Here is a 19,443-nt window from a genome sequence, read left to right on the forward strand (position 1 = left end):
GCGGCATCAGCTTTCGCTCAAGGCGCCAACCACTTGGTCAACACTGGCCTTCAACCCCGCCACCGCATCATCGGCATCACTGTCCACCACCACCAACCGGGCCCCTGCAGCCTTGATCACCTCGGCCACAGCCGGCTCCGGCTGGCGATGGTCCAGCACCAATGCCACGTCCTGACTTTTCAGGTTTTCCCCCAGCGCCTTGAGCGCCGCCGCATCCCACTTGCCCTCGGCCGGCAGCGCCTGTTCCACCACATCCAGGTTCAACCCGCTGGCCAGGTAACCCAAGCGCTCGGACAGGCTGACCACGGTCAAGTTGTCTACCTCGGCCAGCTGGGTCTGGCTGCTGGCCGTCAGCTCCAGCAGCTGGCGCTTGAGGCCGGCCAGGTTGCCTTGGATCTTCGCCTTGTCGGCCGGCGACAACCGTTCCAGGTCATTGGCCACCACATCGGCCATGCGCCCAAGGTTGGTCGGGTTCAGCCACGGGTAGGCGCCGTAGGCGTCGTCGCCGGTCACCGCAATCCCTGGCAAGGCGCCATCCACCGGGCGCGCTGCATCAATTTCGACGATGCGAATATTGCTGCGCCGGGCCATCGGGTAGAGCGGGTCGTCACGCCAGATCGAGCGCACCCCGATCACCGCGTCGGCCTGTTGCGCGGCGTTTGCCAGGCTCTCGCCGCCGCGGCTGCTGAAGTACGAAGGTTGGCGGCTGGCCGGCAGGTTGGCAGGCGCTGCGCGCTTGAGCTGCACCGAAGTGCCGTCGAGCAGGGCGGTGGCCAGGCTGTGGGTCACCGGCAAGGTGGTGAGCACTTGCGTGGCAAAAGAGAGCGAAGGCAGGCCCGCCAGGGTCAGTGCCAAGGTCAGCTGTTTCAGGTTCATGCCGGGTTTCCTTGCAGGCGTGGAACAAGCGCACGGGCCAGCGCGGCCAGTGCGAAGCAGATGCCGGCGACCAGGATGATCGCAGCGCCGGAAGGTACCGGCAGGTCGCAAACGATCGGCAACAAGATGCCGAGCAGGGTGCTCAGCGTGGCGATCAGCACCGAGATAAAGAAAAAGCCCTTGAGCGACTGGCTGACCAGGCGTGCCGCAGCCGCCGGAATCACCAGCAGCGCACCGACCAGAATCGCCCCGATCACCTTCACCGACGCCACCGTGACCAGGGTCACCAGCACCACGAACAGGTAGTCCAGGGTCTTCACCGCCACCCCGCGTACCGCCGCCAATTGCGGGTTGAAACTGGCCAGCATGATGCGGTTGTACAGCGGCAAGGCCAGCGCCAGCACCAGCACCGCGACGATACCCAGCACCACCAGGTCCTGGGCGCTGACCGTCAGCACCGAGCCGAACAGCACGTTCTCGAGGATGTGCACGTTGATCTTGCCCGCCAGCATCAGCAGCAGGCTTGCGCCCAGGGCCAGGGACACCGACAAGAACACGCCGATCAGCGTATCCGGTGACAACCCGGTGCGGTTACGCAGGAAGTTGAGCAGGATGCCGAACAGCAGGCAGTAACCAAACAGGCTGCCATAAGGGCCGGTATACGGCTCGCCCAGCAGGATGCCGATGGCAACCCCCGTGAGCGCGGCATGGCCAACCGCCTCGGAGAAGAAGGCAAAGCGCTTGACCACCACCAGGGTGCCCAGGCCGCCCAGCACCGGGCCGATCATCAGGCCGGCCAACAGGGCATTGACCACAAACCCGTAGGCCAGCGCCTCGGGCAGGTAGCCGGTGTTGGCCCATTCTTGGACCAGTTGGCGAAATGCTTCAAAACTCATGAGGCAAGGCTCTCGCTGCGCGGGTGAACGGAGAACAGGCCAAGCAGGCGCTCTGGGGTCAGGGCCTGTGCGGGTGGGGCGTCGAACAGCACCTGGCGGCTCAGGCCAGTGACCCGGTCGGCCAGGCGCAGCACGGCCTCCAGGTCGTGCTCGATCCACAACACGGTGGTGCCAGCCTGGCGCCAGCTGTGCAGCAGCTGCTCGAACACCTGAATGCCCGCTTCGTCGAGGGCCGACATGGGTTCATCCAGCACCAGCAGTTGCGGCTCGGGAATCAGCCCCTGGGCCAGCAGCACCCGTTGGCGTTCACCGCCGGACAGCGCGCCCATGCGCCGCTTGCGCTTGTCGAGCATGCCGACCCGGGCCAACGCGGCATCGATGGCCGGTTGCAGGCGGCGTGACAGGCCGAGGAAGGCGGGCCGGCGCTGGCACATGGCGGCCATGAAGTCGTCCACGGTCATCGGCAGGCCACGGTCGAACTCCAGCGCCTGGGGCACGTAGCCGATCACTTCGTGGGGGCTCGGCCAGTGCAGGGTCAGTTGGCCCTGGTGCGGCATCTGCCCGAGCAAGGTCTTGATCAGCGAGCTTTTGCCGCCGCCATTGGGGCCGACGATCGCATGCACGCTGCCGGCCGCCACGCTGAAGCTGACCTGTTCGAGAATGCGGGTGCGGCCCAAGGTCAGGTCGATGCCGGCAAACTCGATGCGCGGGCCATTGGCCGCGGCGAGGTGGGCGGCGGCGGTCATGCGCGGTTCTCCTGGATGGCGCGGACCACGGTGTCGAGGTTGCGCTTCATCTCCACTTCGTACTTTTCCTTGGTGTAGTCACCGTAGGAAATGTGCGTCAGCGGGTACAGGCGCACGCCCGATTCGCGCTGAATGGTCTCGACATAGGCGGACGGGAAGTCCATCTCCGAGAAGATCACCTTCACGTCCAGCGCCTTGAGCTGGTCGATGGTCTTTTTCAGCTGGGCCGGGCTTGGCTCGATGCCGTGCGCCGGTTCGACCACAGCAGTGACCTCCAGGCCAAAGTCACGCACCAGGTAGTCGTAGGCCGCATGGATGGTCGCCACGCGGAAGGTCGCGCTGGGCGCTTCGGTGACCTTGGCCAGGGCCTCGGCGCGCAGGGCGCGTAGGCGTTTGGCATAGGCGCGGGCATTTTGCGTGTAGAGCTTGGCGTTGTCCGGGTCGAGCTTGCCCAATTCGCGGGCAATGTTGTTGACCTGGGCGATGGTGGTGCTGATCGACAGGAAGGTGTGTGGGTTGACCACCTTGCCGGCGCCACGCGCGGCGATGCCGGTGGCGGCCAGCAACGGCACATTCTGGTTGGCCTCGATGGTGGCGATGCCGGGTTTTTCGCTGGCCGCGATCATGCGGTCTGCGAAGTCGTCATGGCCCACGCCGTTGAGCACCACCACGTCCAGCGTGCCGATGCGTTTGATGTCCTCCGCGCGCGGCTCGTAGGCATGCGGGTTGAAGCCCGCCGGGATCAGCGGCACCACTTCGGCCTTGTCACCGACAATGTTGCTGACGTAGCTGTAATACGGGTGCAGGGTAATGCCGATGCGCAGGGGCTTGCCGTTATCGGCCAGGGCCAGTGCCGGCAGGGCAAGGGCCAGGAGCAGGGCGAGGGCGGAGCGGAACATGGGGGAGTCCTTGGGTTCAGTGACGGTGTTCGCGGGTGACCCCGGCGTCGTAGTGGCTGACCACCTGTTGCCAGCCGGCGGCGATCAGGGCGGCGTGGCCCAGGTCGTCCGGCGTAACGGCGGCGCTGTCGCGGCGTAGCCACACATCCGGCTGGCCAGTGCTGTCGTCAGGCAGAATCAGCAGCAGGCTGCCGGCCACCTGAGGGGCCTGGCTGCGGCCCAGGTAGGCGCCAGTTGCCAGCCACGACCACTGGTGGCCACCGCGGCTCTGGCTGCCCGCATCGACCACAAAAGGTGGCAAGCCGTCGTCGGCCAGGGCTTGTACGCTGGGCACGGCGGCGGTTTCCTCGCGCAGCAACTGGATCTCGTCGAAGGCCACGCGCAGGTCGGTGTACAGGCCTTGTTCGGCGGGGGTCAGGTCGCGGCGGGCGTCGATCTGGTGGCTGGCGATGGTCTGTTCGTCCTCGCGTTCGCCACGCAGCATCACCACCGTGGCGGCAAGCACCACGATCAGCAGGCTGACCAGCAGCACGTACAGGGTTTCGTGGCCGGCGCCGGCCGGGCGGACTACCTGGGCGCGGTTCATGGCTGGGCTATTCATGGCCGGGCTGTTCATGGTTGGGCAATGTCGGCGTAGTCGACTTCGACGACATGCCCAGGGCCTGCATCGAACAGCACGTAGAACTCACCGTCGGGGCGTTTGAAGGTGAGGGTCGAGTCGTCGCCGAGCTTGCCGCCGACCAGCACCTGCTCGTCATAGCCGATCACATCCAGGGTCACCCCAGGGGCGCCGCTGCCATCCGAGAAACCGCCGGTGCATTTGACCTGGCCGCTGGCCACTTCTTCGCATTCGCACATCGGGTTGTGGGCCAGGGCAGGGCCTGCGGCCAGTACCAGCAAGGGCAGGGCGAGCTTACGCATCAGGTGTTTCATTTCTTGCCTCCTTGTTTCTCGAGCCAGGCCACGGTGGCGGGCGATGCCTTGGCCAGGGGGACCGAAGCCTGGTGCATGCTGCCGTCCCAGCCTTCGAGGGTGATCCAGATCTGTGCATCAGGCTGGGTGCGCGGCGGTATCAGCAGGTTGGTGCCCATGCGGTACGGCGCGCCGAAGAAAATGGTGCCAGCAGCGCGCAGGCTGCGCGGCTTGCCGATGCGCAGGTAGACGGCCTTGACGTCATTGATGCAGGCCTTGCACAGCGAGGCGCTGAATGACTTGAAATGGCCGGCGGGGCCGTCGGCGCGTGGTGCCTCGTCGCGCAGTTCAGCCAAGTTCAGGCTGTAGGGGCCGACCTGGATGTCGCTGATCACGTTCGCCCCCAGCCCGGCGTCGCCGCGGAACAGTCTGGCGTTTTCGAAGTACTTGGGCATGAAACCCAGCGGGATGAGGATCAGCAGGATGTTCAGGTGGAAGCGCCATTTCAGCCACCACTGCTTGAGCGGGCTGGCGGGCAGGGTCTTGGCCTGGCTCATGGGCGGATCTCCACGGTGGTTTCACGGCTGGCCGCGCGTGGCGCACGCTCGCTGCGCTTGAGGGCGGCGGCGGTCGCCTGGGCGGTGCGTTTGGTCCAGATCAACAGGCCGCTGAACACCATCAGGGTGAGGACCAGGCCAAAGAAGAACCAGATCAGCTTGATCGCCAGGCCGCCAAAGTCGCCGGTGTGCAGGGGGCGCATGGACTCGGTGACGAACTCCAGGGCAGAGCGGTCGCTGATCAGGAACTGGCTGTCGACGTTGCTGGTGTAGGGGTTGACGGCGGCCGACTGGAACATCAGCGGGTACCAGCCGCGGCCACCCAGGGTGACATGGCTGTAGGCAGTAGCCGGCAGTGAGACGGAGCTGATCTCCAGGCCCGGGATCGCCAAGCCGGCGATGCGCGCCGCTTCATCCACATCGATGCGCGGTGCCTGGCTGCCATCGGCTGTCTGCGGCACATCCTCACGGGCGATGACCGGCACGATAGGTCGGCTGGAGATGCTGATGTTGTTGTCGAACAAAATCGCCTGGATCAGGAACCAGGTACCGGTAATGGAAATGACCGCGATGAACCAGATCGACCAAACCCCGGCCAGCCGGTGCAGGTCACCCCAGAAGATGCGCGAGCCATGGCCGGTGCGAACGGGCTTGAAGAAGCCCTTCCAGAATTTCTTGTAGACCACCAGGCCTGTGACCAGCGAGGCCAGCATCGGCAGGCCGAGTATCGAGACCAGGTACCAACCCCAGCTGAAGCCATTGGTGAAGGGCACCAGCCACCAGCCATGCAAGGCGCGGGTGAAGCCTTCGAAGTTGAAGTCCGGGCTCTTGCCCTGGATGGCCCCGGTGTACGGGTTGACGTAGAGCGTTGGGCTGGTGCCGTCGGGGAAGGTCACATCGGCGGTCAGGGCGAAGTGCGAGCCATCCGGCTGCCTCAGCGACTCAACGGCCATGTCCGGCTCGGCCTTGTGCAGGGCATCGAGCACCTGCTGGTAACTCAGGCGTTCGGCATCGCCGTCAGGCTTGCTGGCGCGCACGTCCGGGTTGGCCAGCCAGACAATCTCCTGGCTGACCACGGCGAGCATGCCGGTAAAGCAGACGATCAGCACGAAGAACCAGATCGGGAGGGCGAGCCAGCTGTGGACCAGGAACCACAACTTGGATTTGGATTTTTTCGGGGATTTGGCCATCTGATCGTCTTCTGAAATGTGTAGTCGAGCTTGTGCCCAACCAAGAGGGCTGCACTTATAAAGACGAATGAGAATGGAAATCCTGCCGTTTTAAATGCAAGCAAATGTTTCAGAAGGCGCAAGCCGGCCTTCGCGCAGGGCGACAGGCCGGCGAGTGAAGGCGGGAATCAGGCGCTGGTCAGGGCGACAGCCGGTTGCGAACGGCCATTGAAGCGCGACAGGTCCTGGTACAGCGCCTGGCCGATCTCGGCGGCGCGGGCGGGCAACACCGAGAGCAAGGTGTCGCTCAGGCCGTGGCTGTTCTCGCAGAAACCTTGCAGGTAAACCGACGCCTGCAGGTCTGGGCTGGCCAGTACCCGGTAGTTGCGGTCGACGCTGAAGTCGTCCAGGTAACCCGCCAGTGGTGCCAGCAGGTCGCGGTGCGAGCGGCGCTCGTAGCCGGTGGCCAGGATCACCGCATCGTAGCGGTGGGTCTGGTACTGGCCAGTGGCGAGATCGCGAAGGGTGAGTTCCAGGCCTTCGCGGGTGGCCACCACCGCTTCCACTTGGCGCCGGCACAGCACGTTGTGGCGGAACTGGTGGGCGACCTTCTGGCGGTAGAGGATGCCGTAGATGCGTTCGATCAGGTTCAGGTCGACCACCGAGTAGTTGGTGTTGTGGTACTCGCCCAGCAGCTTGCTGCGTTGGTCGGCCGGCTCGTTGTAGACCAGGTCGGTATAGCCTGGGGAGAAGATCTCGTTGACGAACGGGCTGTCGTCGGCCGGCTTGAGTGCCGAGCCGCGCAAGATCATGTCGACCTTGACCGACGGGTAGCTGTCGTTGAGGTCGATGAAGGCCTCGGCGGCGCTCTGGCCAGAGCCGATCACCGCGATGCGCATCGGCTTGCCTTCAGTGCACGGCAGTTTGTTCAGGCTGCTGAGGTACTGGGAGTGGTGGAAGACGCGCGGGTCATCTTTGAAGGCGCCGAACTTTTCCGGAATTTTCGGCGTGCCGCCGCTGCCGACCACTACCGAGCGGGTGCGGCGGCTGTATTCGCGGCCTTGTTGGTCACGCGAGACCAAGCGCAGGTGCTCTACCCGGCCGGCCGTCACTTCAGGCTCGATACGCACCACTTCTTCGCCATACACCGCCTGGGTGGCGAAGTGCTCGGCGGCCCAGCGCAGGTAGTCGTTGTACTCCAGGCGGCAGGGGTAGAAGGTGCCGAGGTTGATGAAGTCGGCCAGGCGCTGCTTCTGGTGCAGGTAATTGACGAAGCTGTAAGGGCTGGTGGGGTTGCGCAGCGAGACCAGGTCCTTGAGAAACGAAATCTGCAGCTCGCTTTGGGTCGCCAGGGTCTCGCCGTGCCAGCGGTAGTCTTTCTGCTTGTCGATGAACAGCGCGTCCAGGGCATGGCCCTGGGACTGAGCGAGCTCTTCCAGGGCGATGGCCAAGGCCAGGTTGGAAGGGCCGAAGCCCACGCCGATCAGATCTTTGATTGTTTCCTGCTGTGAGGACTGGCTCATGGCTGCGATTCCCTGAATGGTCGAATGTGGACGCCCGCCGGGGCTCCGGCTCCTGCGCAAGTACATGTGTTGGAACGAGCCACACGAGGGGGAATTTACTGGTGGGGTTAGAGGGTTTTGTCACCGCTGGCTAAAGAACTGCGTCCGGCGGCCGATAGGGGAGCCAAGGCAAGGACTCACCTGAAGGCAGGGAATCGGCATGACAGCAATATCTTTGAGTAACCTCCACATCAATGGAGTTTCCGCCCAGGCGATGAGCGCCGCAGCGGCCGCCGAGCGCGAGCAGGCCAAGCAGGCCGCGCAGAGCGAAAAAGGCGGGCCTTTGAGCATCAGTGGCGACACCTTGAAGGTGGGGGGCGGTGGCCAGGCGGAGTCGGCCCAAGGCAGCGAGAGCAGCGACGAGTCGGCAGCGGTGCAGCAGTTGCGGCAGATGATCAAGGAACTGCAAAAGCAGCTGGCTGAAGAGCAGAAGCAGTTGGCCACATTGATGGCATCGAAGATGGAAGAGACTGCCAAGGCCGCAGCGGTGAGCGCCAAGCAGGCCAGCATCGCCACCCTGACTGGGCAAATCATGCAGGCGACCGCGCAACTGCTCGAAGCGCTGCAAGAGAGCGGTGGCAGCAGCGCGGGTGGGATGGTCAGTACCCAGGCCTAGGCCCTAACTGACAGGCCTAGGGCTGTTTGTAGGAGCAGCCTTGCGCTGCGAAGAGGCCAGTGCAGGCCCCTCACATCTAGGCCTTATGCACCGGCCTCTTCGCAGCACAAGGCTGCTCCTACACCACCAGCAGCCTCAGAAATCCCAGCGGGTCGTGACCATCAGGTTGCGTGGCTCGCCGTAGTAGGTGGTGTCGAAGTTGCCCAGCCCGGTCAGGTACACCTTGTCGAACACGTTGTTGGCATTGACCGTGAAGCTCAGGTGCTCGCTGTACTGGTAGCGGGTCATCAGGTCCACCAAGGTGTAACCCCCTTGCTTGATGCGCGTGTAGTCGCCAGCCGTCGGGCTGTAGATAGTGCCGTAGAACGCGCTCTGCCAACGTAGCCCACCACCGACGGTGACACGGTCCAGCGCGCCGGGCAGCCGGTAGGTGTTGAACAGCCGCGCCACATGCTCAGGCTTGGTGGTCGCCAGCGGGAAGCCGAACAGGCGGTTGTCGTCGGCGTCGCGGGTACGGGCGTAGGTGTAGCCGGCGGTGATGTTCCAGCCTGGGGCCAGTTCACCGGCCAGCTCCAGTTCGACGCCCTGGGTCGTGGCGCCGTCGATCGCTGTGTAGATGCCCTCGTTGGTGACCGGGTTGGTGCCGACGGAGGAGGCGACGTTGTCTTGTTCGATCCGGAAAAACGCCAGGGTAGCGTTGAGCCGACCATCGAAATAGGCCGCCTTCAGGCCCGCTTCATAACCATCGCCTTCCACCGGGTCGAGGGTGGCGCCATTGACGTCCTTGTACACCTGCGGCTGGTAGATCGAGGTGTAGCTGGCGTACACCGAGTAAGTGTCGTCCAGGTCATAGACCACGCCGGCATACGGGGTGACGACGCCGTGTTGCTTGTAGCTGGCGTGGGTGTCATCCAGGGACGAGGTCGGGTAGTAATCCTGGTCGTCGTTGTATTTGAAGGTGCTGACCCGGGTACCGAGGATCAGCGACAGGTTGTCAGTTGGCCTCAGGCGCGTGGCCACGTAAGCGCCGTTCTGGCTCTGGGTGGTGGTGTAGTCGCCGTTTTTCGGGAAGTCCTGTACCGCAATCTTGCCGTTCCAGTCGAAGATCGAGCCCGGTACCTGGGCGAAGGCACTGCCGTCGAAGGTGTCGCCGGTCTGGCGCGAATGCGAGGTCATGAAGCCTGCGACCAGGTCATTCTGGCGGCCGAACAGGGTGAAGGGCCCGGACACATTCAGGTCGGCGGTGTTCTGCACACGGTGGCCTTCCCAGCGCCCCCAGTAGAAGAACATGTCTTCGCCGGTTGCGGGGTTGGGGTTGCCGCCGCTGGCCGAGGCCAGGCGGGTGTCATGGTCGCTGATCATGTGGTTGAGGCTGAGCTTGACCTTCCAGTCATTGGCCAGGGCCTGCTCCAGCGAGCCGAAGTAGGTGGTGGACTGAAAGTCGCGGCGGCTCCAGCCGGCACCGGGGTTGTGCGACCGCGAAAAGTCGGTGCGGCTGCCGTCGGCAAAGTAGGTCGGGTTGCCAGTCCAGGAAGCGCCACGCGGCGTGGTGGTCTGGTTGTCGATGCCGAAGGTCAGCAGGGTGTCGGGCGTCAGGTCGGCTTCGAGAATGCCGTAGTAGACGTCCTTCTTCTGTTTGTAGTGATCCAGGTAAGACTTGCGGTCCTGGTACGCGCCGACCAAACGGCCGCGCACGCTGCCGCTGGCGTTGAGCGGGCCGGCGATATCACCTTCGGTGCGGTAGTTGTCCCAGGAACCGGCGCTGGCGGTGATCGAGGCCTTGAAGTCGTGGGTGGGCTTCTTGCGGATCAAGTTGACCGTGGCGGAGGGGTCACCGGAGCCGGTCATTAGCCCGGTCGCGCCCTTGATGACCTCGACGCGGTCGTAGGCGGCCATGTCGACGTGGGTCGCACCTTCGTCATAAACCCCGTCATAGATGGTGTTGACGCCATCGTACTGGTAGTTGGTGATGGCAAAGCCGCGTGCGGAGTATTCCATACGTTCGCTGTCATATGCCTGCACCGAAACCCCGGGCGTATTGCGCAGCACTTCGCCGATGTCTTGCGAGCCGTGGTCGTCGATGGCCTGGCGGGTGATCACGCTGACGGACTGCGGCGTTTCGCGCAGGGTCAGCGGCAGCTTGGTCGCGGTGGTCGAACCGCCGGTGGTGTAGGCGCCAGTGCCTTCGGTGATGTTGCCCAGGCCCTGGCCGTCGATGCGGCTAGGGGCCAGCTCTACCACGTCACCCTGGTGGTGGGTTTGCAGCAGCGAGTAGCGGCCGTCGCTTTCCTGTACGGCCTGCAGGCCGGTGCCGCTCAGCAGCATCTGCAGAGCCTGGTCCACCGGGTACTGGCCATTCAAGGCTGGGGAGCGTTTGCCGCGCGTCCATTGGGTGTCGAACGACAAGACGATGCCAGACGCTGCGGCAAAACGGGTCAGTGTCTCGCCCAGGTCGCCCTGCGGCAGGTGGTAGTCATGCGCTTGCGCGGCACAGGCTGCGCCTGGCCCGCCGAGCAATGCAGTCAGCAACAGGCAGGTGCGCAGGTCTGGCGCGCTGAACGGCCTGAGAGTGAAGCGGCAGGTCATCGTCGTTGTTCTCTGAAAGGTAAAGAGTCAGCCAGGGCTGGGGTTACCTATGAGTCGGATGAGCCGTGGCAAAGTGATCAGGCCTTGGCCATTTTTTTATGCGGCGGTGACGGTGACCCAGTAGCGGGTGCGGGCCTGCACCTGCACCGGCAGGGACGTGGTCAGCGCCCGCAGTATCTGGTCGGTGTCATTGAGCCGGTAGGTGCCGCTGATGCGCAGGCCGGCCACCGAGGGCGCGCAGCGCAGCCAACCGGGCCGATAGCGCGCGAGGTCGTTGATGAAGGTGTCGAGGCGCTGGTCGTTCACGATTAGCAAGCCGCGGCTCCAGGCATCAGCGGCGTTGGCCAAGGCCTGCACGACAGAAAAGCCTTGGCCATTGAACTGGCAGCTCTGGCCGTTGTTCACCGTCATCGCCTGGCCAGAGGCAAGCGCCACGCGTGCCTGTTGGCCAAACACCTGGAGCTTGCCGGCGTCGTCCAGCAACCGCACGGAAAAGCGGCTGTGGCCAGCCTCTACGGTGCCGTGCCGGGTCATCACGCTGCAGCGTTGCTGCGCGGGCACCTCGACCATGATTTCGCCTTGGCGCAGCCGCACCGACGGCTGTTCGCCGGTCTCGTCGATGTCAACGGAGGAGGCGGTGTTGAGCAGCACCCTGCCGCCGTTTTTCAAGGTCAGCCAGCGCTGTTCACCCACGCCACTGCGCACGTCTGGCAACAGCGGCGCGTGCTGCATTTCGCGATAGCTGCCCAGGCCCAGGGCACTGCCCCCAAGCAACACCAGGCCGGCCTTGACCACGCGGCGGCGGGAGGCGTGGCGGCCGTGTGCGGCCACGGCCAACACCCGCGTGGTGGCTGGGGCATGGGGCGTGCTCATGCGTGTCTGCAAACGCTCGGCTTGCTGCCAGGCCCAGGCATTGACCGGCGCAGCGTTCAGCCACGCCTGCCAGGCACTGTACTCACTGGGCTGCGCCTCACCGCTGTTGAGCTGGCTGTACCAGTGCGCGGCCTGGCGCAGGGCCGCGAGTTGCTCGGTACTCAGGGCCTTGCTCACTGGCCGTGCGTCAGGCTGTAGATCATGCAGTGCTCGGCCGCCTTGGCAACGTAGCGGCGCACCGTCACTTCAGAGATGCCCAACTGGGTGGCGATGTGTTTGTAGGGCAGGCCATCGACCTGCGAAAGCAAGAACGCCTCACGCACCTTGGTGCCGAGCGCTGCCAGCATCGCATCGAGCTCGAACAAGGTCTGCAGCAGGGCAACATGCTGTTCTGCCGAGATGTCCAACGCTTCGGGTTGCTCGGCCAGTACCTGCAACCAGGCCCGTTCCAGGTGCACGCGGCGCAGGTGGTCGATCATCAGGCGACGGGCGATGGTGGCCAAGTAGCCCTTGGGTTCACGTACCGCTTCGAGCTTGGCCGCAGCGTTGGCGGCCGACATTACCCGAACGAACACGTCCTGGACCAGGTCCGCGGCCAGGTGGGTGCAGTTGACCCGGGGCGTCAGCCAACCGTGCAACCACTTGCTCTGCGCGCGGTAGAGCTGGGTGACTTGGGTGTTGAGGGCTACGTCCGGGGTGCTCATCCATGCCGCCTGAAAGAGTTGCAAATGTTAATGGTTCGCATTTTATGCAAACTGTTTCAGGCTTGGCAATGACCCGCGGGCCGACAGGGTTACCCCTTCAAGGGGAGGTCGCGCGTTCCACGGCCTGTGCCCCACGCGTCTTGCGCCGCCCGCCAAGGCGGGTAATGACGTGCCGGGTCAACGTATTCCAGCAGTACGTCACCAGCACGCCACCGACAAGGGCCAGGGCCACCGCGAACAACGGCTGATCGACGATGCGCCGTGCCAGCGACTGGAATTGGAAGTGCGTCAGGTAGATGAACAAGGTGGACGAGGCGATCATCGCGCCCGCTCTGGCGATCACGCCCGGCACGGGCACGGACCGGAACCAGATCAAGGCCAGCATCGCCGGCAGGGCGATATCGATGTAACGGGCAAACGCCTGCCAGCCGAGGCCGGCAACGGCCACCAGGTCGAGCTCGGCAATCAGCAGCAGCGCCACCGCACTGGCGACCGCTTTGCGCAGCGTCGTATCAGCGTAGTGAATGGCCATGCCCAGTACCATCACGGCCAGGTAATGCTGAGGTACCCGGTTGAGCAGGGCTGTGGTGTCGAACACGAAGCGGCTGAGCAGCACATCCGCCACCACCAGTGCACACGAGGCCATGATCAGGCAGCGGAACGGGTTGGCGATGATCGCCTTGCGCACACGCTTGATCGACAACACGACACCGAGGATCAGCAGCATCTGCACCAGCACTTCGATGTACCAGTAATTGAACACGCCGACCTTGTCGGGCGGGAACCAGTTGGAGATCAACAGCAGTGATTGCCAGTGGACTCGGTCGAACACCGCCTGCACCAGTACCGTGTACAGAATCGTCGGCACCGCGATGGCGGCTAGCGACTTGAGCAGCATGCGCGCATCGCCGCGCTCATCGATGGCCTTGAACTGGAACCTGGCCAGGCTGATGCCGGAGATCAGGAACAGCACCGACGTCTCGCCTGCAATGCGCCACTCGGAAAACACATTCAAATGCCCGACGACAATCAGCAAAATGGCGACCATGCGCAGGAACACCGGCACTTCCATGACCCGCATCGACCACGTGTTGGCCGGGGTGCCTGGTTCGGCCAGGTCGGCCAGGTCCTGTACCGGTATCATTTCCCAGCGATCCGGCAAGTGGCCGATCAGCGCTTCCAGCACCATCGAGGCGCGGACGAATGACAGTGAGTCGCCGCCGAGCTCCACGAAGGTGAGGCGGGCATCGATGTGCGGAGCCTGCAGTATCTGCGCCCAGGCCTCGGTCAGTTTCAACGCCAGCGGTGACAGCGCCTGCGGGGTGCTGGAGGCGCTGTCATCGAAAGCCGTAGGCAAGGCGCGCTTGTCGATCTTGCCGTTGGGCGTGAGCGGAATGCTCGGCACGAACAGGAACATCGCCGGCACCATGTAGTCCGGCAGCATGCCTGCGATGGCCTGGCGCAGTTCAGCGGTCGCTATGGGCTGATCGGCGACGCAATAGGCGACCAGCCTGACACTTGCGTTGTCATGGTTGGCCAGCACCACGCATTGCTTGATGCGCGGCTGTCGAGTGATGGCGTTTTCGATCTCCGCCAGTTCGATGCGATGGCCGCGGATTTTCACCTGGCTGTCGCCGCGCCCCAGAAAAGTGGCGCTGCCATCGGCCAGGTAAGTGCCCAGGTCGCCGGTGCGGTAGCAGCGGTCGGCCGGTGCGCCGGTGAACGGGTTTACCACGAACTTTTCCTGGGTCAGTGCCGGGTCGCCCCAATACCCCAGCGACAGGTAGGGGCTGCGGATCAGAATTTCCCCGACTTCGCCGGCTTCGACCAGGTGGTTGGCCTCGTTGACGAGCAACAGTTGCGCGCCGCCTATGCCTTTGCCCAACGGGATTTTGCTGTTGTCTGCGTGCGGGTCGAGCACGTGGAAGGCCATGGCCTGTGGCGTTTCGGTGGTGCCGTAGAAGTTCACGCTGGTGGCGTGTGGTGCAATCGCACACATCTGCTGGTACAGCGTAGGGCTGAGCGCATCGCCGCCCCAGAACAAGTAACGCAAGCGTTCGAACAGCAGCCCGTTCATCCGTGCGCCGGTTTCGATCAGTTTGCCCAAAGGCGGCGTCAGGTGGATGACGGACACGCCGTGGTCGTATATCCACGCAGCCAGGCGCGACGGGTCGGTCAGGGTGGACTGGGCCGGGCAGAGGAGGGTGGCGCCAATCGACAGCGGCGTGAATACATCGCGGTAAACCGGGTCGTGGCCCAGGCCGGATAGCAGCGAAAAGCGGTCATCCTGGGTAAAACCATGCTGCTGCACGTGCCAGTCGACGAAGTGCACCAGCGGCGCATGATGGGTGACGATGCCCTTCGGTTCGCCAGTGCTGCCCGAGGTGAAGGTGATGTAGGCCGGCTGAGCAGGGCTCACTGCGGGCAGGGGCGCTGGCTGGCTGGCGAAGTGTTGCAGGGCATCGGCGGGGGCGTGCGGCACGTTCACGCAGTGCGCATGGCCAGGTTCGACCTCGGCGTCGCCACAGCGCAATACAAAGGCAGGTTCGAGGGTGCGGATGATCTGGCCGATACGTGCAGCCGGGTACGCGGCGTCGGCAACGGTAAAGGTCAGCCCGGCGCGCAAGGCGCCGAGCATGGCATAGACCAGCGCCGCGCCGCGAGTTGCGACAATCACTACCCGATCGGCATCGATGGCGCCATTTTCGAGCAGGTACGTGGCGATGCCCTGGCTGATCTGCTCAAGTTGTCGATAGCTGCAGGTGGCTTCGTGGGCAATGATCGCGATTGCCTCGGGCGAGCGACTCGCCTGCTCCACAAAGGCCTGGAAGATCGGCCGTTCGGCACGGTACTCAAGGCTCAGCGTCGGGTTCGGGCGCAGATCCGGCATGTTGTGTGTTCGCTCCGCATGAACGGCAAGTGGCTGGCTGGATAGCACAACGCTAGTGCAGGGCAGCGAATGGCGCCAATACGCTTGCGGTATTTGCGTGGGCGCTGAAATGTTGGGGCCGCTTTGCGGCCCATCGCGGCGCAAGGCCGCTCCCACAGGGGGATGCGTTCTGTTGTAGGAGCGGCCTTGCGCCGCGATGGGCTGCCAAGCAGCCCCAAATGCTCAGGGCTTACCGGCCACGCTCTCGCCGGGTGCCTTTTTCAGCCGATAAACCAGGGCAGGGCGGGTCATGCTGAGCAGCCGCGCCGCTTCCGAAACGTTTTGCCGGCAGCGTGCCATGGCCTCTTGCATCAGCGCCTCCTCGACGGCATCCAGGCCGGTGCCGCTCAAAGGGCGCAGCTTTGCCATCGGGCCGTCGATCAAGTACAGCGGCGAGGGAGGGTGGTTTGTGACAGCGAAATGGTCGAAGGAAACCGAAGTGCGTAACCGCGCCCCGACAAGCCAACTCCTACAGGTACAACGCCGACTTTGAGGCTGGCGTTATTCCTGTGGGAGCAACTGTCTTGCCCAATTTCTAAAAATTGACGTGGGAGCGGGCTTGCCCCGCGAACACCGGCGAAGCCGGTGCCATGCACCTCGTAGCCCCATTCGCGGGACAAGTCGGATCGCCGCACCGCCGCTCCGGGCAGAACTGTGTAGCCTCCAAGTCTAGAGCCGCATCTGTGTGGCTTGCCTGCGATGAGGCCAGAGCAGGCAATAGATTCAGGCGACATCCACCAGCACGATCTCGCTGTCCTCGATGGCCGTCACCCGCAACACGTCCTCTTGCTCGATCGCCACCCCATCGCGCGCTTTGGCCTGCAGGCCGTTGACCTCTACCAATCCCTTGGCCGGCACCAGGTAACCACGGCGCCCGGCATCGAAGCGGTATTCGGCGCTTTCACCTGCACGCAGGGTCGCGGCCACCAGCCGGGCATCGGTGCGAATCTGCAAACTGTCTTCGTCACCTTCACGCCCGCTGGCCAGGGTCACGAAGCCTTCGCCACGCTCGCCGGTGGGGAAAGGGCGGGTACCCCAGGTCGGCGCATCGCCCACTCGCTCAGGCACTACCCAGATCTGGAAAATCCGCGTGTCGACGTCCTCCAGGTTGTACTCGCTGTGCACGATGCCGGAGCCTGCACTCATCACCTGCACGTCACCCGCTTCGGTACGACCTTTGTTGCCCAGGCTGTCCTGGTGGGTGATCGCGCCTTCACGGACATAGGTGATGATTTCCATGTCACGGTGCGGATGCGGCGGGAAACCGCTGCCGGCGGCGATCAGGTCATCGTTCCAGACCCGCAGGTTGCCCCAGTGCATGCGAGCAGGATCATAGTACTCGGCAAACGAGAAATGGTGGTGGGCATCGAGCCAGCCGTGGTTGGCGTGGCCGAGGCTTTCGAACGGTCGCAGTTGCAGCATGGTCGTGCTCCTTTAATCAGTGGAATGACGCCATGATGCGACAAAGAAAGATCGAAAATAAGCGTAAATATCGACTTATAACAATCGAATTGATAGATCTGTAAGGCTGCGAATTTTTATCCGTTTCATCGCCTAATCCACTGATCTGCAAGCATTCGCTGGTGATTTTCAGTGGATGCGGCGAACATGGCACGCTGATTTTGTATTCCATCGGAGTGACCGTGGCCCACGAGCATCCCCAGGCGCCTGCCGACCTGACCCCACCTGCCCAGTTACCCTGGTTTCGCCGCCTGGCCGCCCGCCTTTTGGGGCGGGGCCTGACCCGCTTGCAAGCCCAGCATCGCGACTCCTGGTTCCTCGGCCACGCCATAGGCCAGCGCAGTGGCCATGCCGACGGGTTGCGCGAAGGCTTCGAGCGCGGGCGTGTGGAAGGGTACGAGGCGGGGCGCCAGGTGCTGGTCATCCGCGATACCCGCCCTGACACCGCCGCCGTACCCGGCCAGGACGACAACCTCTTTGACGATTGGCGCCTGCCGTTGACCGCCGAATTGAAGAAGCGCTTCAAGGCCGATGTGGCCCAGCGCTTGCCTGCCGAGGCGCAACCCAGTGCGGCCCAGTGGAAGCTGATTTTCAGCGACACGCCGTCCACCTGTGTGGTGGCGGGGGCAGGGGCGGGCAAGTCCACCTCGCTGGTGTTGCGCATTCTGCTGCTGCGCCATTACCTGGGCTACGAGCTGGACGCGATGACCGTGGTCACCTTCACCCGCGAATCGCGCAAAGACTTCATCAAACGCCTGCTGCAGGTGTTCGCCCTATGGCAGATCGACCTGCAGCCCGCGCTGGCCCGCGAGCTGGTGCGCACCTTCCATTCGCGCATCTTGCCGCTGGTGCGCAGCCTGCCAGGCTTTGGCCAGGTGCGCGCGTTCGAGACACTGGGCAACGAGATGCCGGCGGGCCGCGAGGCCGAAGCTGAGAGCAACCTGTTCGACCTGCGGCTGAACGATGCACAGCGCCAACAACTGAACCTCTGCTACAGCACCTTGCTGGGCGATAACCCGCGCTTTGCCGAACTCATTGGCCTGCTGCGCAGCGAAGCGTTGCAGCTCAAGCCGCTGGACCCTAACCACCCGGACGTGCAAAAGCGTGCGCAGGTGACCCAGTTGGCCGCCCAGCGCGACGAAGAGCTGTGCGATGTCATCGAAGACCTGTGGTTCGCCGCAGGCGCTTGGCCGATCAAAGGCATCGAGCCGTGCCGCGACACGGTCGAAATCCGTGGCAGCCGTTTCCATGTGCATGGCCGCCTTGAGGGGCAGGGGCCTTGGGTGGTGTTGGGTTTCGACCCCGCGGAAAGCGCCCAGTACCAGCGCCCCGGCGCCAAGCTGGCGGTGCGCGCCGAGTGGGCGGTCAAGCGCACCCTGCTGCAGGCCTTCTGCGACAAACCGCTGATCTGGCTGGACAACTACGCCGCCGCGCGGCGCTTGGCTGCCTCCCTGGCCGGTGATGCGGTGGCTGGCCCCGGCTTCGAGTACAAGGTCAAGGGCGAACTGGCCCCGGCACCGCTGCTCGATGCCTTTGTCGGTGCCGCCAACTTCATCGAGAACCTGGGGCTTGACGTGAACAGCGCCGTGGCGGCGATGAGCTTCCCGGCAGGCGACAGCGACGGCCTGTTCTTCGAAGCTTTGGCGCTGTACTGGAAGGCCCTGGAGGCGCACCTGCTGGACCAGTCGCCGCCGGTGATGAGCTACAACCGCATGTTTGCCCTGTTTGGCGAGAACAACCCGGAAAATCTGCAACTGCTGCCCGACCCATTGCTCAGGCCCCTGGCGCATTTGATGATCGATGAGTTCCAGGACGTTTCGCCGCAAATCGTCAGTTGGCTGCGTGCCTGCCTTGCCGAGATCCGCCGGCGTGGGCCGTCGATGCACACCGGCCGTAATGCACAGCATTCGTCGCTGTTGTGCGTGGGTGACGACTGGCAATCGATCTATGGCTGGCGCGGCAGTTCGCCGAAGTACTTCATGGAATTCACCAAGGCCTTTGTGTCACCGGCCAACACGCGGGTGATGATGGTCGAGAACTACCGGTGCCAGCAGCAGGTCATCGATGCGGCGGAATTTCTGGTCAAAGGCACGCCCGCGATCACCGGCAAGAAGGCCCGCGCCAGTGGCCCGGCAGCCGAGTTGCCGGGCTCGCCGGTCAAGGTGTTCGACCGCGACGAGGCCGCGCTGGGCGAGACCCTGATCGAGCATTATCAACGGGGCGAGACGGTGATGATGCTGTACCGCAAGGGCAGCGATAAAGCCCTGATGAACGACCACTTGCAGGCCGTGCTGCACGCCGAGGCAGCACTGCCGGCAGAGCAACGCCGGCTGCGGCAGTTGACCTACCACAGCGCCAAAGGCTTGCAGGCCGATGCGGTGTTCATGCTTGGTGACTGCCAGTACCTGACCAGCTCGCCTTACAAGAACCAGGTCTATCGCCTGGCCGGCCTGGGTAAGGCCGGTGATGCCCAGGCATTCGATACCGCGCAGAAGGAAGAAGTACAGCGCTTGGCCTATGTTGCGGTCACGCGTGCGGTCAGGCACTGCTACTGGCACGTGGAAGCGGCCAACAGCGAAGCGCCGGCGGCGCCGCGTGCCTCGAGCCAGGTAGATGGCCGGCAGGCCTTCTTCGAAGACCTGCGTGGCCAATGAGTG

The 19,443-nt window shown here is 64.1% G+C and carries 16 protein-coding genes and 2 pseudogenes; 3 read left to right on the forward strand and 15 right to left on the reverse strand.

Annotated elements, in window-relative coordinates:
• Positions 1-6: 6 nt before the first annotated feature.
• The 9 genes from HU764_RS08985 to HU764_RS09025 form a co-directional block, all read right to left on the reverse strand.
• Positions 7-876, reverse strand: a complete 870-nt coding sequence (locus HU764_RS08985; RefSeq protein ID WP_186703208.1) for a metal ABC transporter substrate-binding protein — start codon at positions 874-876, stop codon at positions 7-9.
• Positions 873-1,772 carry a metal ABC transporter permease gene (locus HU764_RS08990; protein ID WP_027596190.1) on the reverse strand — a complete coding sequence of 300 codons (900 nt, stop codon included), beginning with the start codon at positions 1,770-1,772 and terminating at the stop codon, positions 873-875. The genes HU764_RS08985 and HU764_RS08990 overlap by 4 nt, the downstream gene beginning before the upstream one ends.
• Positions 1,769-2,518 carry a metal ABC transporter ATP-binding protein gene (locus tag HU764_RS08995; RefSeq protein ID WP_186703207.1) on the reverse strand — a complete coding sequence of 250 codons (750 nt, stop codon included), beginning with the start codon at positions 2,516-2,518 and terminating at the stop codon, positions 1,769-1,771. The genes HU764_RS08990 and HU764_RS08995 overlap by 4 nt, the downstream gene beginning before the upstream one ends.
• Positions 2,515-3,417 carry a metal ABC transporter substrate-binding protein gene (locus tag HU764_RS09000; protein ID WP_099428922.1) on the reverse strand — a complete coding sequence of 301 codons (903 nt, stop codon included), beginning with the start codon at positions 3,415-3,417 and terminating at the stop codon, positions 2,515-2,517. The genes HU764_RS08995 and HU764_RS09000 overlap by 4 nt, the downstream gene beginning before the upstream one ends.
• A gap of 16 nt (positions 3,418-3,433) precedes the next feature.
• Positions 3,434-4,003: a DUF6162 family protein gene (locus tag HU764_RS09005; protein WP_099428923.1), complete on the reverse strand. Its 570-nt coding sequence runs from the start codon at positions 4,001-4,003 to the stop codon at positions 3,434-3,436.
• 26 nt (positions 4,004-4,029) lie between these two features.
• On the reverse strand, positions 4,030-4,350 hold the full coding sequence (locus HU764_RS09010; protein ID WP_027596194.1) for a hypothetical protein: 321 nt from the start codon (positions 4,348-4,350) through the stop codon (positions 4,030-4,032).
• Positions 4,347-4,886 (reverse strand): hypothetical protein, encoded by a 540-nt coding sequence (locus HU764_RS09015; RefSeq protein WP_027596195.1) that lies wholly within the window; start codon positions 4,884-4,886, stop codon positions 4,347-4,349. Before HU764_RS09015 ends, HU764_RS09010 begins: the two co-directional genes overlap by 4 nt.
• Entirely contained in the window at positions 4,883-6,076 is a 1,194-nt protein-coding gene (locus HU764_RS09020; RefSeq protein ID WP_027596196.1) for a PepSY-associated TM helix domain-containing protein, read from the reverse strand. Before HU764_RS09020 ends, HU764_RS09015 begins: the two co-directional genes overlap by 4 nt.
• 167 nt (positions 6,077-6,243) lie before the next feature.
• Positions 6,244-7,578: a lysine N(6)-hydroxylase/L-ornithine N(5)-oxygenase family protein gene (locus HU764_RS09025; protein ID WP_186679808.1), complete on the reverse strand. Its 1,335-nt coding sequence runs from the start codon at positions 7,576-7,578 to the stop codon at positions 6,244-6,246.
• Between the two features lie 199 nt (positions 7,579-7,777).
• On the opposite strand from HU764_RS09025, the gene HU764_RS09030 reads away from it, so the two are divergent.
• The gene (locus tag HU764_RS09030) at positions 7,778-8,233 is read left to right on the forward strand and encodes a hypothetical protein (RefSeq protein ID WP_186703206.1); all 456 of its coding nucleotides are present in this window, start codon (positions 7,778-7,780) and stop codon (positions 8,231-8,233) included.
• Between the two features lie 135 nt (positions 8,234-8,368).
• Here HU764_RS09030 and HU764_RS09035 read toward each other — a convergent pair whose 3' ends face one another.
• The 5 genes and pseudogenes from HU764_RS09035 to HU764_RS09055 form a co-directional block, all read right to left on the reverse strand.
• On the reverse strand, positions 8,369-10,819 hold the full coding sequence (locus HU764_RS09035) for a TonB-dependent siderophore receptor (RefSeq protein WP_186703205.1): 2,451 nt from the start codon (positions 10,817-10,819) through the stop codon (positions 8,369-8,371).
• A gap of 96 nt (positions 10,820-10,915) precedes the next feature.
• Positions 10,916-11,869 (reverse strand): FecR domain-containing protein, encoded by a 954-nt coding sequence (locus HU764_RS09040; protein ID WP_338109065.1) that lies wholly within the window; start codon positions 11,867-11,869, stop codon positions 10,916-10,918.
• Positions 11,866-12,396 (reverse strand): sigma-70 family RNA polymerase sigma factor, encoded by a 531-nt coding sequence (locus tag HU764_RS09045; protein WP_186703204.1) that lies wholly within the window; start codon positions 12,394-12,396, stop codon positions 11,866-11,868. Before HU764_RS09045 ends, HU764_RS09040 begins: the two co-directional genes overlap by 4 nt.
• Before the next feature lie 97 nt (positions 12,397-12,493).
• Positions 12,494-15,286 carry an amino acid adenylation domain-containing protein gene (locus tag HU764_RS09050; protein WP_186703203.1) on the reverse strand — a complete coding sequence of 931 codons (2,793 nt, stop codon included), beginning with the start codon at positions 15,284-15,286 and terminating at the stop codon, positions 12,494-12,496.
• Positions 15,287-15,508: 222 nt separating this feature from the next.
• Positions 15,509-15,673: pseudogene (locus tag HU764_RS09055) on the reverse strand (helix-turn-helix domain-containing protein); the annotation flags it as partial.
• Between the two features lies 1 nt (position 15,674).
• Here HU764_RS09055 and HU764_RS09060 point away from each other — a divergent pair.
• Positions 15,675-15,818, forward strand: a pseudogene (locus HU764_RS09060) (transporter); the annotation flags it as partial.
• Positions 15,819-16,048: 230 nt separating this feature from the next.
• On the opposite strand, the gene HU764_RS09065 reads toward HU764_RS09060, so the two are convergent.
• Complete coding sequence (locus tag HU764_RS09065; protein ID WP_027596211.1) at positions 16,049-16,747, reverse strand: pirin family protein; 699 nt, start codon at positions 16,745-16,747, stop codon at positions 16,049-16,051.
• 221 nt (positions 16,748-16,968) lie between these two features.
• On the opposite strand from HU764_RS09065, the gene HU764_RS09070 reads away from it, so the two are divergent.
• Entirely contained in the window at positions 16,969-19,440 is a 2,472-nt protein-coding gene (locus tag HU764_RS09070) for a UvrD-helicase domain-containing protein (RefSeq protein ID WP_186680079.1), read from the forward strand.
• Positions 19,441-19,443: the final 3 nt, after the last annotated feature.

The sequence above is a fragment of the Pseudomonas kermanshahensis genome (assembly GCF_014269205.2).
In the GTDB taxonomy this organism is placed as follows: domain Bacteria; phylum Pseudomonadota; class Gammaproteobacteria; order Pseudomonadales; family Pseudomonadaceae; genus Aquipseudomonas; species Aquipseudomonas kermanshahensis.